General features: G+C 69.8%; 13 protein-coding genes. 6 read left to right on the top strand and 7 right to left on the bottom strand.

Going from position 1 to position 14,195, the window contains the following annotated elements:
* Positions 1-145: 145 nt before the first annotated feature.
* Positions 146-910, bottom strand: coding sequence for a GntR family transcriptional regulator (locus tag OHT01_RS14290; RefSeq protein WP_328553529.1), 765 nt, complete (start codon positions 908-910; stop codon positions 146-148).
* 461 nt (positions 911-1,371) lie between these two features.
* On the opposite strand from OHT01_RS14290, the gene OHT01_RS14285 reads away from it, so the two are divergent.
* The 4 genes from OHT01_RS14285 (at position 1,372) to OHT01_RS14270 (ending at position 6,448) form a co-directional block, all read left to right on the top strand.
* The gene (locus tag OHT01_RS14285; RefSeq protein WP_328553528.1) at positions 1,372-2,655 is read left to right on the top strand and encodes an extracellular solute-binding protein; all 1,284 of its coding nucleotides are present in this window, start codon (positions 1,372-1,374) and stop codon (positions 2,653-2,655) included.
* 146 nt (positions 2,656-2,801) lie between these two features.
* Positions 2,802-3,791 carry a carbohydrate ABC transporter permease gene (locus tag OHT01_RS14280; RefSeq protein ID WP_328553527.1) on the top strand — a complete coding sequence of 330 codons (990 nt, stop codon included), beginning with the start codon at positions 2,802-2,804 and terminating at the stop codon, positions 3,789-3,791.
* The gene (locus OHT01_RS14275; RefSeq protein WP_328553526.1) at positions 3,788-4,663 is read left to right on the top strand and encodes a carbohydrate ABC transporter permease; all 876 of its coding nucleotides are present in this window, start codon (positions 3,788-3,790) and stop codon (positions 4,661-4,663) included. Before OHT01_RS14280 ends, OHT01_RS14275 begins: the two co-directional genes overlap by 4 nt.
* A gap of 9 nt (positions 4,664-4,672) precedes the next feature.
* Positions 4,673-6,448 (top strand): glycoside hydrolase family 3 protein, encoded by a 1,776-nt coding sequence (locus tag OHT01_RS14270; protein ID WP_328553525.1) that lies wholly within the window; start codon positions 4,673-4,675, stop codon positions 6,446-6,448.
* Between the two features lie 242 nt (positions 6,449-6,690).
* Here OHT01_RS14270 and nagB read toward each other — a convergent pair whose 3' ends face one another.
* The gene (gene nagB, locus OHT01_RS14265) at positions 6,691-7,476 is read right to left on the bottom strand and encodes a glucosamine-6-phosphate deaminase (RefSeq protein ID WP_328553524.1); all 786 of its coding nucleotides are present in this window, start codon (positions 7,474-7,476) and stop codon (positions 6,691-6,693) included.
* 557 nt (positions 7,477-8,033) lie between these two features.
* Between nagB and OHT01_RS14260 the strand changes: the two genes are divergently transcribed.
* On the top strand, positions 8,034-9,509 hold the full coding sequence (locus OHT01_RS14260) for a sensor histidine kinase (protein WP_328553523.1): 1,476 nt from the start codon (positions 8,034-8,036) through the stop codon (positions 9,507-9,509).
* A gap of 266 nt (positions 9,510-9,775) precedes the next feature.
* On the opposite strand, the gene OHT01_RS14255 is transcribed toward OHT01_RS14260, so the two are convergent.
* The gene (locus OHT01_RS14255; protein WP_006380970.1) at positions 9,776-10,033 is read right to left on the bottom strand and encodes a WhiB family transcriptional regulator; all 258 of its coding nucleotides are present in this window, start codon (positions 10,031-10,033) and stop codon (positions 9,776-9,778) included.
* Between the two features lie 318 nt (positions 10,034-10,351).
* Positions 10,352-11,320: a diacylglycerol/lipid kinase family protein gene (locus OHT01_RS14250; protein ID WP_328553522.1), complete on the bottom strand. Its 969-nt coding sequence runs from the start codon at positions 11,318-11,320 to the stop codon at positions 10,352-10,354.
* Between the two features lie 170 nt (positions 11,321-11,490).
* Here OHT01_RS14250 and OHT01_RS14245 point away from each other — a divergent pair, with 170 nt between their 5' ends.
* Positions 11,491-11,943: a hypothetical protein gene (locus tag OHT01_RS14245; protein ID WP_328553521.1), complete on the top strand. Its 453-nt coding sequence runs from the start codon at positions 11,491-11,493 to the stop codon at positions 11,941-11,943.
* 110 nt (positions 11,944-12,053) lie between these two features.
* On the opposite strand, the gene OHT01_RS14240 is transcribed toward OHT01_RS14245, so the two are convergent.
* The 3 genes from OHT01_RS14240 to OHT01_RS14230 form a co-directional block, all read right to left on the bottom strand.
* Complete coding sequence (locus tag OHT01_RS14240) at positions 12,054-13,199, bottom strand: RNA polymerase sigma factor SigF (RefSeq protein ID WP_328553520.1); 1,146 nt, start codon at positions 13,197-13,199, stop codon at positions 12,054-12,056.
* On the bottom strand, positions 13,196-13,609 hold the full coding sequence (locus OHT01_RS14235) for an anti-sigma regulatory factor (protein ID WP_054228129.1): 414 nt from the start codon (positions 13,607-13,609) through the stop codon (positions 13,196-13,198). The genes OHT01_RS14240 and OHT01_RS14235 overlap by 4 nt, the downstream gene beginning before the upstream one ends.
* A 308-nt stretch (positions 13,610-13,917) precedes the next feature.
* On the bottom strand, positions 13,918-14,178 hold the full coding sequence (locus OHT01_RS14230; protein ID WP_328553519.1) for a UBP-type zinc finger domain-containing protein: 261 nt from the start codon (positions 14,176-14,178) through the stop codon (positions 13,918-13,920).
* Positions 14,179-14,195 lie beyond the last annotated feature (17 nt).

Here is a 14,195-nt window from a genome sequence, read left to right as displayed (position 1 = left end):
GTCGGTGTGCACGGCGCGCTCAGCAGGAGCGGAACCCCCGGAGCGGGTACGGCGCCTGACGGTGCGTCCGGGCCGGCCCGGACGGCGGGGCGCCGCGCGCGGGTCCGGGAGCGGAGGTCCCGTACCCGCGCGCCACCCGTACGGCTCAGTCCTGCGGGCGCTTGAGGCGGGCGACGAACTTGTACCGGTCGCCCCGGTACACCGACCGCACCCATTCCACCGGCTCGCCCTGCCGGTCGAGCGAATGGCGGGAGAGCATCAGCATGGGCAGGCCCACATCGGTGCCGAGCAGCCCCGCCTCGCGCGGGGTGGCCAGCGAGGTCTCGATGGTCTCCTCGGCCTCGGCGAGGTGGACGTCGTAGACCTCGGCGAGGGCGGTGTAGAGGGAGGTGTACTTGACGAGCGACCTGCGCAGGGCGGGGAAGCGCTTGGCGGAGAGGTGGGTCGTCTCGATGGCCATCGGCTCACCGCTCGCCAGGCGCAGCCGCTCGATGCGCAGCACCCGGCCGCCGGACGAGATGTCGAGCAGGCCGGCGAGGCTCTCGTCCGCCGTGATGTAGCCGATGTCCAGCAACTGCGAGGTGGGTTCGAGGCCCTGGGCGCGCATGTCCTCGGTGTACGAGGTCAGTTGGAGCGCCTGGGAGACCTTCGGCTTGGCGACGAAGGTGCCCTTGCCCTGGATGCGTTCGAGACGGCCCTCGACGACCAGCTCCTGAAGGGCCTGCCGCACCGTGGTGCGCGAGGTGTCGAACTCGGCGGCGAGGGTCCGCTCGGGCGGTACCGGCGTACCGGGCGGCAGCGTCTCCGTCATGTCGAGCAGGTGCTTCTTGAGGCGGTAGTACTTGGGCACGCGCGCGGTACGGATGGGCGCCCCACCCTCGTTCTCCGCACTGCTGACGTCGGTGCTCATGCTCTGCCTTCCCGGCTCCGGATGCCGAAGCGACCGACATATCGACGGCCACGGCTCACATCGTGGCACGGCTTTCCGTGCGAGTGTCCACCCGCACGCTCCGTGATCCCCTCTATATACCGTCGGCGTACCCGTTGGTCTAGTCCATCACGCGCGGACGGGGCCGTGGTTGGCCATGCGCGAGGGCGCGGGGGCGGTTCGGGGGCGGTTCGGGGACGCTTCCCTCGCGGGCCGCGAACAGGCCCGCTGTTTATGCCGCTTACCTACTTAAAGGTCCTTGCATATGTAGGTCCCATAACGGACGACTGGACGGGCTTACGCACCCTTGACACCCCCCTAGGTCTAGGCCAAGCTCCCCGTACTGGTCTACACCATTGGTCCAGTCCCGGCCCCACGGGCGGTACACGGCGTATGTCACCGCGGGGAGCAGGGGGGTTTGTGGCATCCCTGAGGAGGGTGGCGTGAAGCGCAAGCTGGTAGCCGCGATCGGTATCGCGGGCATGATGTTCTCCATCGCGGCGTGCGGGAACGACAACGGGTCCGGGGGGTCGGACAAGGGTGCGGACGCCAAGGAGCTGACGGTCTGGCTCACGGTCGACGCGCAGAACAACTGGCCCGAGCTGGTCAAGGCGGCCGACGCGGCGGTCAAGGCGAAGCACCCCGGCGTCAAGATCAACCACGAGTACTACGGCTGGCCGGACAAGAACACCAAGCTCGACGCGGTCCTCGCCACCGACAAGGCGCCGGACGTGGTCGAGATGGGCAACACCGAGATGCTCGGCTACATGGTCAAGGGCGCCTTCGCTCCCCTCGACGCCTCGAAGTTCGAGAACTCGGCCGCCTGGCTGGACGGCCTCAAGGCCTCCGTGACCTACGACGGCAAGACCTACGGCGTGCCGTACTACGCCGGTGGCCGCGTCGGCAACTGGCGCAAGGACGTCGCCGCCTCGGTCGGCGTGAAGACCCCGCCGAAGACGTACCAGGAGCTCACCTCCGCTCTGGACAAGATCCAGAAGAAGGAGGGCAGCAAGTTCAGCGCCTGGTACCAGCCCACCCGCGACTGGTACGCGGCCATGTCCTTCGTCTACGACGCCGGCGGCTCCATCGCCAAGCAGGAGGGCGGCCAGTGGAAGGCCAACCTCTCCTCGCCCGAGTCGCAGAAGGGCCTCACCGAGTTCAAGAACGTCGTCGACAAGTACATGCACGGCGACAAGACCAAGGACGAGTCCGACCGTTACATCGTCTACGGCCAGGGCAAGTCCGGCATGATCTTCGGCGCCGCCTGGGAGGGCGCGACCGCCGAGGACCCGAAGAGCGACAAGACCGGCAAGCTCAAGGGCAACCTCGAGAACTTCGTGATGCCCGGCCCGTCCGGCAAGAACCTCCCGGTCTTCCTGGGCGGCTCCGACCTCGCCGTCCCGGTGAAGTCGAAGGCGCAGGCGCTCGCCGCCGAGTGGATCAACGCGTTCACCGGCGCCAAGGGCCAGAAGGGTCTGATGGGCAAGGGCAACCTGCCCAACAACAAGACCGACCTCGCCACCCTGAAGAACGACCCGGCGACGGTCGTCCCGGCCACCGCGGCCGAGTCCAACTGGTTCGTCCCGATGGCGCCGGGCTGGGGCCAGGTCGAGAAGGCCCAGGTCCTGCAGACCATGCTGCAGAACATCGGCACCGGCAAGAAGTCGGTGGCGGACGCCGCGAAGGAAGCGGACGCCGCGATCGACAAGGTCATCAACACCAAGTGACCTGAGAGCGGGGCCCCGTCGGTCCTCCTTCACGGAGGGACGGGGCCCCGCCTCCCGTACGGCCCGGCCCGGGGTCCACCCCCGCGGTACCCGGCCGTGCGGGACTTCGCCTTCGTACGACCTGAGGGACCGCTGAGGAGCGCGCGATGAGTGCCGCAGACACGACCACCCCCGCCAAGGTGCCGCCACCGCGGCAGGCACCGCCACCGGCCGTCCCCGCGGCGGCACCACGCGCCAAGCGGACCGCGGGCACAGCGGCGGCCCCCTGGGTCCTGCTCGCCCCGTGTCTGCTGATCCTCGCGCTGGTCCTCGGCTATCCGCTGGTACGCCTGGTCACGCTCTCCTTCCAGAAGTTCGGGCAGTCCCAGCTCTGGGGCTTCCAGCCGGCCGAGTCGGTCGGCTTCGACAACTTCTCCAAGGTGCTCTCGGACAGCGAGTTCTGGGCGGTGGTCGTCCGCACGGTCCTCTTCGCCGGCGGGGCCGTCGTCTTCACGATGGTCGTCGGCATGCTGATCGCGCTGCTCCTCCAGCGGGTCTCCGGCTGGGTGAAGACACTCATCAACATCGTGCTGGTGGCCAGTTGGGGCATGCCCATCATCGTGGCGACCACGGTCTTCAAGTGGCTCTTCGACTCCGACTACGGCGTCTTCAACGCGCTGCTCAGCAAGCTCCCCGGCGTCGACATGATCGGCCACAACTGGTTCGCGAGCGGTACGCAGGGCCTGAGCGTGATCATGCTCCTGGTCGTCTGGGGCGCGGTGCCGTTCGTCGTCATCACCCTCAGCGCGGGACTCACCCAGGTGCCCGCCGAGCTGGAGGAGGCCGCGCGGCTCGACGGCGCGGGCGCCTGGGGCGTCTTCCGCCATGTCACGCTGCCGATCCTCAAGCCGATCATCGTGATGCTCACGACCCTCTCCGTCATCTGGGACATGGGGGTCTTCCCGCAGGTCTTCGTCATGCGGGGCGGTCACCCGGAAGCGGAGTTCCAACTGCTCACCACGTACTCGTACGACCGCGCCTTCGTCGTCAACGACTACGCGCAGGGGTCGGCGATCGCCCTGCTGACCGTCGTCCTCCTGCTGGGCGTGGTGGCCGTGTACATGCGTCAGATGCTGCAGATCGGAGAGGTCGAATGAGTGCCGTCGCCACGTCCGGGCGTACGTCCGCCGCGGGGCGGAAGTCCTCCGGTCCCCGCAGGTCCAAGCTCGGCTGGAACCTGCTCGGCCTGCTCGTCTTCGCCGTCGCGGGCTTCCCCGTCTACTGGATGCTCAACACGGCCGTCAAGCCGGCCAAGGACGCCATCGACTCCGATCCGAGCCTGTTCCCCACCGGGTTCACGCTCGACAACTTCCGCCGCGCGCTGAACATCGCCGACTTCTGGGGCCCGGTCGGCCGCAGCCTGATCGTGTCGCTCTCGGTGGTCGTGATCGGCATCGTGGTGGGGATGCTGGCCGCGCTGGCCATCTCCCGCTTCGCCTTCCGCGGCCGCAAAGCCGTGATCGTCGGCATCCTCGCGGTCCAGATGGTCCCGCTGGTCGCCATGATCATCCCGATCTTCCTGCTGCTGAACGACCTCGGGCAGTACGACAAGCTCTCCGGCCTGGTCATCACGTATCTGACCTTCATCCTCCCCTTCACGGTGTGGACGCTGCGCGGTTTCATCGTCAACATCCCGAAGGAACTGGAGGAGGCGGCGATGGTCGACGGATGCAGCCGCACGGGCGCCTTCATCCGCGTGGTCTTCCCGCTGCTGGCCCCCGGCATGGTCGCGACCTCCGTCTACGCCTTCATCCAGGCCTGGAACGAATACCTCTACGCGCTCATGCTGCTGAGCCAGCAGAATCAGACCGCCACCGTCTGGCTCGGCAACTTCACCACCAAGCACGGCACCGAGTACGCCCCGATGATGGCCGGATCCACCATGATGGCCCTGCCGATCGTCGTCCTGTTCCTCCTCGTCCAGCGCAAGATGGCCGCGGGTCTGACCGCGGGCGCCGTGAAGGGATAACGCCTCCCGATGACGACATTCGCCAGTGGTACCACTGCGTCCAATTCAAAGGACACCCTGACGCGCGACGCCCTGACCGTGCTCCAGCCCGGCTTCACCGGGACCACGGCTCCGGACTGGCTGCTGCGCCGCCTCGGTGAAGGCCTCGCCTCCGTCGGCCTGTTCGGCCGCAACATCGCATCGCCCGATCAACTGGCCTCTCTGACCGCCCAGTTGCGCGCCGAACGGGACGACGTCCTGGTCGCCATCGACGAGGAGGGCGGTGACGTCACCCGCCTGGAGGTGCGCACCGGGTCGTCCTTCCCGGGCAACCACGCGCTCGGCGCCGTCGACGACGTGGAGCTCACCGAGGCCGTCGCCCACGAACTCGGCCGCCGGCTCGCCGCGTGTGGAGTGAACCTCAACTGGGCGCCGTCCGCCGACGTGAACTCCAACCCCTCCAACCCGGTCATCGGCGTACGGTCCTTCGGCGCCGACACCGGCCTGGTGGCCCGGCACACGGCCGCCTACGTCACCGGCCTCCAGGCGGCCGGCGTCGCCGCCTGCACCAAGCACTTCCCGGGCCACGGGGACACCGCGGTGGACTCCCACCACGCCCTGCCCCGTATCGACGCGGACCTCTCGGTCCTCCAGTCCCGCGAACTCGTCCCCTTCCGGGCCGCGATCGCCGCGGGCAGCCGTGCCGTGATGAGCGCGCACATCCTCGTCCCGGCGCTGGACCCGGACCGCCCGGCCACCCTCTCCCGCCGCATCCTCACCGGCCTGCTGCGCGAGGAACTGGGCTACGACGGCCTGATCGTCACCGACGGCATGGAGATGCAGGCCATCGCGGCGACGTACGGCATCGAGCGGGGCAGCGTGCTGGCCATCGCGGCCGGCGCCGACGCCATCTGCGTCGGTGGCGGACTCGCGGACGACGACACCGTGCGCCGCCTCCGTGACGCCCTGGTCTCCGCCGTCCGCGCCGGGGAACTCCCCGAGGAACGCCTCGCCGACGCGGCGGACCGGGTGCGGGCGCTGGCCGCGTGGACGGCCGCCGCCTCCGCGATCCCGAAGACCTCCCCGGCCGGCTCCGGCCCGGCGGCCGTGGTCACGGGCGGGGGCGCCACCGGCTCCGGCACGCGGCACATGAATGGCTTGAACGGCTCGAACGCTTCGAACGGCGTCGACGGTACGGACGGTACGAGCGGTACGGATGGCGTGAACGGTATGGGTGGTGCAGCAGGCACGAGCGGTGCTGAAGGTACGCGCGGTACGGCTGAACCGGACCGTACCGCCGCCTCGGACCGTACCGGCAGCGGCAGCGGCACCGGCACCTCCGCCCGTACCGGCGGTACGGGCAGCGGCATCGGCCTGGTCGCCGCCCGGCGCGCGCTGACCGTGACCCGCTCCCCGTCGTACACCCCGCTGGCCGGGGCCCCCTTCGTCGCCGCGCTCACCCCGGTCGCGAACATCGCCGTCGGTGACGAGACCCCCTGGGGCGTGGCCGCGGAGCTGGCCCGGCTGCTCCCCGGTACCGAGACCGGCAGCTTCAGCGGCGAGGACGCGGGCTCCTCGGCCGTCGCCGCCGCGGGCGCGCGGCCCCTCGTCGTGGTCGTCCGCGACGAACACCGTCATCCCTGGATGGCGGCGGCCCTCGACACCGTGCTCGCCTCCCGCCCCGACGCCGTCGTGGTCGAGATGGGCGTTCCCCAGTCGGCGCCCCGCGGCGCCCTGCACATCGCCACGCATGGCGCGGCGCGGGTCTGCGGGCAGGCGGCGGCGGAGGTCGTCGCGGGGGAGTAGCGGACCGGCCTCCGGGCCGGACGCACGGATGCCGGGCCTCCCTGGGGAGACCCGGCATCCGTGCGTTCACCGCGCGGTGGCACGCTCACGGCACAGGGCCGCGCCGCCGGTCCGCGAGGCCGCGCGAAGTCCGCGACCCGGGCACGGTCCGCGAGCCCCGAGCGGGGTCCGCGAAACGCGCCCAGAGTCCTGCGCTTCCTGCGCTTCTTGCGCTTCTTGCGCGAAGCCCCGCGATCGAGGTCCTAGATGCCCTGCCAGTCCGGCTTGGCCGCGAAGGTGTACCGGAAGTAGTCCGCCAGCTTCAGCTTGGACGCGGCGGCTTCGTCGACGACCACCGTCGCGTGCGGGTGCAGTTGCAGGGCCGACGCCGGGCAGACCGCCGCGACCGGTCCCTCGACCGTCGCCGCCACGGCGTCCGCCTTGCCCTCGCCGGTGGCGAGCAGCACGAGGTGCCGCGCCTCCAGGATCGTCCCGATGCCCTGGGTGATGACGTGGTGCGGCACCTGTTCGATGTCGCCGTCGAAGAACCGGGCGTTGTCCACCCGGGTCTGCTCGGTGAGTGTCTTGATCCGGGTCCGCGAGGCGAGCGAGGAGCACGGCTCGTTGAAGCCGATGTGCCCGTCGGTCCCGATCCCCAGGAGCTGGAGGTCGACCCCGCCGGCCGCGGCCAGTGCCCGGTCGTACGCCTCGCAGGCGGCCTGCACGTCCGTCGCGGTGCCGTCGGGACCCATGAACGCGTCCATACCGAGGCCCAGCGGTTCCAGCACCTCGCGCCGCAGAACGGAACGGTAGGACTCGGGGTGCTCGGCCGGCAGCCCCACGTACTCGTCGAGCTGCGCGACGCGCGCGCCCGAGGCGTCCACGGCACCGGAACCCGCTCGGGCCGCCAGCGCCTCGTAGATCGGCAGCGGCGTCGAGCCGGTGGCCACGCCGAGCAGTGCGCCGGGCTTGCGCCTGAGCAGTTCCGCCATGGCCTCGGCGATCAGCTCGCCGCCCGCCTTGGCGTCCGGGACGATGACAACTTCCACGCTGGGCCTGCCGATCTGCAGAGGGGACTCGGGAAACGCAGCCGAATCCGAAGGGGGACACATGTGGTATAGACCAATCTAGCAGAGCGTCACCCTTCCGTCGCCCCGTATCGCGGCGCGTCCCCGGCTCCGGCCGTCCCGCAACTCGCTCCGTTCACGAACCGAAGCGGGATAGCCTGATGGGCGCTCCCTGGTGTTGGATAAGCGGACAACGAACAACATCCCCGGGCGCACGGGCTGCGGACACATGGACGCGGCGCCATGGTCTAGTCCACAATTGCCTTGAGAAACTGAACAAGCCTCCGTCTTCCCCGCACAGGAAGACGGACCGAGGAACCGGCGCTCTCTGCCCTGACTGCTCCGGCTCCTCCCTTCGGCCGACCGGGACCGCACACCCCACGGCCGTTGTTGCTCCGGGCTGCGGTGCCGGGAGGGTCGAGGGTCCCTCCCAGGCGCCGCGGCCCGCGGGTGTCTCCGGGCCCGTACGGCGCCCGTGGGAGCCCCGCCCGGGTGGCTGATTTCGGGACCTGTCGGATCCGCCGGGTACGCTCGCACACGTGCCCTCCATGAACGACCTCGTACGCCAGCACACCGCTCTCGGTGACTCCGACCTCGAGTGGCTGCATCTGCTGGTCTCGGAGTGGCAGCTGCTCTCCGACCTCTCCTTCGCCGACCTCGTCCTGTGGGTTCCCACGCGCGACGGCACCCGCTACGTCTCGGTCGCCCAGATGCGCCCGAACACGGGGCCGACGTCGTACCAGGACGACATGGTCGGCCATCTGGTCCCGCGCGGACGCCGCCCCCTGCTGGACGCGGCGCTCGACGAGGGCCGGATCGTCCGCGAGGGCGACCCCGAATGGCGCGAGGAGGTGCCGGTCCGGGTCGAGTCCATTCCCGTACGGCGGGAGGGGCGCGTCCTCGGTGTGATCGCCCGCAACACCAATCTGCTCACCGTGCGCACCCCGAGCCGCCTCGAACTGACGTATCTGCAGAGCGCCTCCGACCTCGCGCAGATGATCGCGGCGGGTACCTTCCCGTTCCCCGACCAGCAGGTCGACATGGACGCCTCGCCGAGGGTCGGGGACGGGCTGATCCGCCTCGACGCGGACGGCGTCGTCCAGTACGCCTCACCGAACGCGCTCTCCGCGTACCACCGCCTGGGCCTGGCCGCCGACCTGGTGGGCTGCGAACTCGGCGCCACGACCGCCGAACTCGCCCCGTCGCGGGGCCCGGTGGACGAGGCGCTGGCGAAGGTCGCCAGCGGCTGGGCGCCCCGCGAGTTCGAGATCGAGAGCGCCGAGGGCGTGATCCAGCTCCGGGCGATCCCGCTCAAGCCCAAGGGCACCCGCGTCGGTTCCCTGGTCCTGCTCCGCGATGTCACCGAACTGCGCCGCCGCGAGCGCGAATTGATCACCAAGGACGCCACCATCCGGGAGATCCACCACCGGGTGAAGAACAACCTCCAGACGGTGGCGGCCCTGCTGCGGCTTCAGGCCCGCCGCATCGACTCCGACCGCGGCCGGGAGGCGCTGGAGGAAGCCGTGCGCCGGGTGGGTTCCATCGCGATCGTGCACGAGACGCTCTCGCAGAACCTGGACGAGCGGGTGGAGTTCGACGAGATCGCCGACCGGGTGCTCGCCATGGTCGCCGAGATCTCCCCCGGCAAGGTCACCGGCCGGCGCACCGGACGCTTCGGCATCCTGGACGCCGAGGTCGCGACGCCGCTCTCGATGGTGCTCACCGAGATCCTGCAGAACGCGCTGGAGCACGGCTTCCGCGAGGGCGACCGGGGCACCGTCGAGGTCTCCGCGGTGCGCGGCGGCACCTCCAAGGACGCCCGGCTGCTGGTCACCGTGACGGACGACGGGGTCGGACTGCCCGAGGGCTTCGACCCGCACCGCTCGGGCAACCTCGGCCTGCAGATCGTACGGACGCTGGTGGAGGGTGAGTTGGGCGGGACCTTCGACATGGTGGCCGCTCCGGAGCGCGGTACCCAGGTGCTTCTGGACATTCCGGTGATCGTGCCGAAGTGACGCGGCCGGTGCCGCGCCCGGTGAGTACGTCCGGGCGCGGCTCGCACAAGTGGCCGACGGGCAAGGGCGGTTGATGCCCACGGAGAGCGTCACTCACCGTGACTGGTTCCGGACGTGAACAGCAATGAGCCCCGGACCACCAGGTGGTCCGGGGCTGAAAGCTCGTTGCATCAAGCGCATCGGGGTACTGCGCGCTGCGGCTCGGGGGCGGGAGATGCGTACTCGCTGTACGCGCCGCCAAGCTCAGGCTCGTGCGGGGTGGAACGTCAGGCGGTGGCCTGACGAGCTCGGTTGCGGGCGGCACGGCGCTTCATTGCGCGGCGCTCGTCCTCGCTGAGGCCACCCCAGACGCCGGAGTCCTGGCCGGACTCGAGCGCCCACTGCAGACACTGCTCCATGACGGGGCAGCGACGACAGACGGCCTTGGCTTCCTCGATCTGCAGCAGCGCAGGACCGGTGTTGCCGATGGGGAAGAAGAGCTCGGGGTCTTCCTCGCGGCAAACGGCGTTGTGACGCCAGTCCATGGCTGCTACCTCTCCTTGGTATTACATGCACGTTGCTTGTGAATGTGAACGCTTTCACGAATCCCTCAACAAGTGAAGGGCCGACAACCAGACGGACTGGTGTGGTCCTGTGATTTGAGGAGGGGTTCCGGTGCTCTGTGGGGCCGATTGTGCGGGCCGTCCCGAGCGCCACGTAGAGACTCGCAAACCTCAGCGGCGGATACAACCCCTTCAGGAAAGTTTTTTTTGATTCCTCGGTGTCGGCTGAGTCACAGCCGTACTTCCATGGGGTGGACCCTGGTCTAAACGTTCGAGTGAAAGGAGTTTGGCCTCTTCCACTCACACAATCACACGCAGTGCACGGCGTACGCCTGTGAACGTCACGCTTGTACGCAGTCCCAGGTGGTCGCCGTCCATCTGAAGGGGTAGTGGAACCTTCGAATGCAAGGTGAAGTCCGTCAGGTCATGCAGAGTGACGGCGTGCTTGCCCTGGGGTCCACGCTCGGGGGACGAAGTGAGCAACTGAGTGGCATACCGGGCAACGGAGGCCGTCGACATGCGGCTGAGGGCCAGTACGTCGAGTCCGGTATCGAACGAGGCCTTAGGCGCCGCGTACACCGGACGATTGCCGAGAAACGTCCACGGCGCGGTGTTGCAGATGATGGACAGGACCAGATCGGTCACCGGGTCGGCGCCGGGGCGCTCCAGGGTGATCATTCCGTGCCGGCGGTGAGGTTCGTCCAAAAACTGGCGTACCACTTGGCGGAGATAGAGCGCGTGAGTGGAGCGCCGGCCGAGCTCGCGCTGCTGCTCGACCCGGCCCACCACCCCGGCGTCGAAGCCGAGGCCCGCGCAGAAGGTGAACCAGCGGGAGGGCACCGCCTCGTCCTCGGTGCCGGGGGTCCCCGCGGCGAGACCGAGGCCGACCGTGCGCTCGCGTTCCTCGCGGAGCGCGTCCAGCAGGGCGCCGGTCGCCTCCACGGCGTCGTTCGGCAGGCCGAGGGCGCGGGCGAAGACATTGGTGGAGCCGCCCGGGACCACGGCGAGGCGGGGGAGACGGAGCGGGTCGGGGCCCCGGTGGAGAAGACCGTTCACGACCTCGTTGACCGTGCCGTCCCCGCCGAGGGCCACGACCAGGTCTATGTCGTCGCTGTCGGCGGCCTGCCGGCCGAGGTCCCTGGCGTGGCCGCGGTACTCGGTGGTGACCACTTCGAGCTTCATCTCACTGGCCAACGCGTGGATCAAGACGTCACGCGTGCGCGCGCTGGTGGTGGTTGCCGCCGGATTGACCACGAGAAGTGCACGCATGCGATGCAGGGTACCTACTGGGTGGTACTCGTCCCAGACCGAGGTAGGGATCCAGTAAGAGTCCGCCGGTGCGCCGTGGGTGCTGAAACGGTTCGGCGTGCGCCTCGGGACCGAGCGGTGACCGGCCCCGGGGCACTCGGCGGCCGAGGACCGGCCGCTACTCTTCGGGGGTGAGCCGTGAGCAGAATCCCACCCCCGACGCCCCCCTCCCCGAAGCCCGTCCCGGGCGGCTGACCGCCGCGGCGGCGCTGGCCGCGCTGGAAGGGGCCGCCCTGGTGGCGGGCGGCGTGTGCATCCTCGTCCTCGGCCTCACCGGCGACCCCGACAGCCGGCAGCAGGCCGTCACCGGCGGCGTCACACTGATCGTGCTCGCGCTGCTGCCGCTCCTCGCGGCGCGCGGACTGCTGCTGCGCCGGAGCTGGAGCCGGGGCCCGGCCCTCATCACCCAGATCCTGGCGCTGCCCCTCGCCTACACCCTGCTCCAGGCCGACAGCGCCGCGATCCCGGCCGGCATCGCCCTCGCGGTCGTCGCGGTGACGGCCCTGGTGCTCCTGGTGAACCCGGCAACGACACGGGCCCTCGGAATCCGAGGGCCCGGGGGCGACGTACAGAACGAGAAGTAGGCGGGGCGCACCCGCCGGGCCGCCCCACGGACTCGATCCACGGACTCGATCCGCGGTCTCGCTCCGCGGTCTCGCTCCACGGACTCGCCCCACGGACTCGCTCCGCGGGCTCACTCCTCGACGAGGAGCTTCTCCCGGAGCTGGGCCAGGGTGCGGGCCAGCAGTCGCGAGACATGCATCTGCGAGATGCCGACCTCCTGCGCGATCTGCGACTGCGTCATGTTGCCGAAGAAGCGCAGGAGCAGGATCCGCTTCTCCCGCGGCGGCAGGTCCTCGAGCAGCGGCTTCAGCGACTCCCGGTACTCGACGCCCTCCAGCGCCTCGTCCTCGGCGCCCAGGGTGTCCGCGACCGCGGGGGACTCGTCGTCCGTGTCGGGGACGTCCAGGGACAGCGTGGAGTACGCGTTGGCGGACTCCAGGCCCTCCAGGACCTCCTCCTCCGAGATGGCCAGCTTCTCGGCCAGCTCGTGGACCGTCGGAGAGCGGCCGTGGAGCTGGGAGAGCTCCGCGGTCGCCGTGGTCAGCGCGAGACGCAGCTCCTGCAGGCGGCGCGGGACGCGCACCGCCCAGCCCTTGTCACGGAAGTGCCGCTTGATCTCGCCGACCACCGTCGGGGTCGCGTACGTGGAGAACTCGACACCGCGCTCCGGGTCGAAACGGTCGACCGACTTGATCAGCCCGATCGTCGCGACCTGGGTGAGGTCGTCCAGCGGCTCACCACGGTTGCGGAAGCGGCGGGCGAGGTGCTCGACGAGCGGCAGATGCATGCGGACCAGCTGGTTGCGCAGCTCCGCGTACTCGGCGCTGCCGTCCTGCAGCTTGCGCAGCTCGATGAACATCGCCCGCGCCCCGCTGCGGTCCTGCGGGTCGTGCCGGATGTGCTGGGCGCTCGGCCCGTGCTGGATGTGCTGGGCGCTCGGCCCGTGCTGCGCGCCCTGCACGTTCTGCTCCGCGTTTCGCTCGTGCTCGCTCATAGTCCCGCCCGTCACCATTCCCCGAGCTCGCGGCTCTTCCCCCGTGTCCTCGGCTGCGCCCGGACCGGGGGGACCTCCCCGCACGGGGAAGACCACCGGCTGAACCGCCGCTGCCGAGGAGACGCCGATCTCCGGATGCGGCCGGGCCTGTTCGGGGATGCCGTCGACGCCGTCGACGCCGTCCGCTGTGTGCCGCGGCCCGTCCGGGCCGTCGGCGCGCTCCGCGGGAGGCTCCCGTGTGCCGCGCTCTTCGTCCCGCACCGGCCCGTCCCCGTTCCTCACGCCGGCCCGGGTCCCGCGCCGCGTTGTTTGTAGAGGCTGATCGAAACGGTCTTGTCCTCGGCGACGGTGGAGTCGACCTTGCCCGCGAGAGCCGACAGGACGGTCCACGCGAAGGTGTCACGTGACGGAGCGTGACCGTCGGTGGTCGGTGCCGAGACCGTGACCTCCAGTGAGTCGTCGATGAGCCGGAAGACACAACTGAGCACCGAACCGGGGACGGCCTGCTGCAGCAGGATCGCGCAGGCCTCGTCCACGGCGATGCGCAGATCCTCGATCTCGTCGAGGGTGAAGTCCAAACGGGCCGCCAGCCCGGCCGTGGCCGTGCGCAGTACCGACAGGTAGGCACCCGCGGCCGGCAGCCGGACTTCCACGAAGTCCTTCGTCGCGGGCTCGCCTGCGATCTGGGACACCCTCACCTCCATGGTGGTACAAGCTCATTCGAGCTCTTTCGGGGGCCGAGGGTCGCCCCCCGGGGTAACGCGCTACGTCGTTCAGCGGTGACGCTACCGCGCTCCCGACTTTCCTGTCCTGGGGACCCCGCCCCTTGCTGTCACTCATAGTAAGCCCATGAGTACGGACAGTGGCTAGAGGTCTGCGGCCCCAAATAGGAAGAGCGCGCGCCGGGTTGACGTACCCAGACGTCAGACGGTCGAACCGTCCGGATCGTGAGTCACGCGGGTACGCGATCCGCGGTTCGGACGCGAAGGTGACCGGCGGCTCAGACGAGTACGTGGTCCACGAAACACCAACGCCAGTTCTCCCCCTGCTCGAACGTGCGCATGATCGGATGTCCGGTGTCCTTGTGATGCTCCGTCGCGTGCCGCATCGGTGAGGAGTCACAACAGGCGAGATGCCCGCACTCCAGACACAGCCGGAGCTGCACCGGGTGGGTGCCGGCGGCCACGCACTCCAGGCAGGTATCGCTCCCCGGGTCGGGTTCGGGCTGCGGCAGCGCTTCGGCGTGCGTGCACTGTTTCATGATTGCCAGGTTACGTC

The organism is Streptomyces sp. NBC_00358, from assembly GCF_036099295.1.
Taxonomy (GTDB): Bacteria; Actinomycetota; Actinomycetes; order Streptomycetales; family Streptomycetaceae; genus Streptomyces.
The sequence above is the reverse complement of the archived record's forward strand: the minus strand, read 5'-3'. Positions and strand labels throughout refer to the sequence as shown.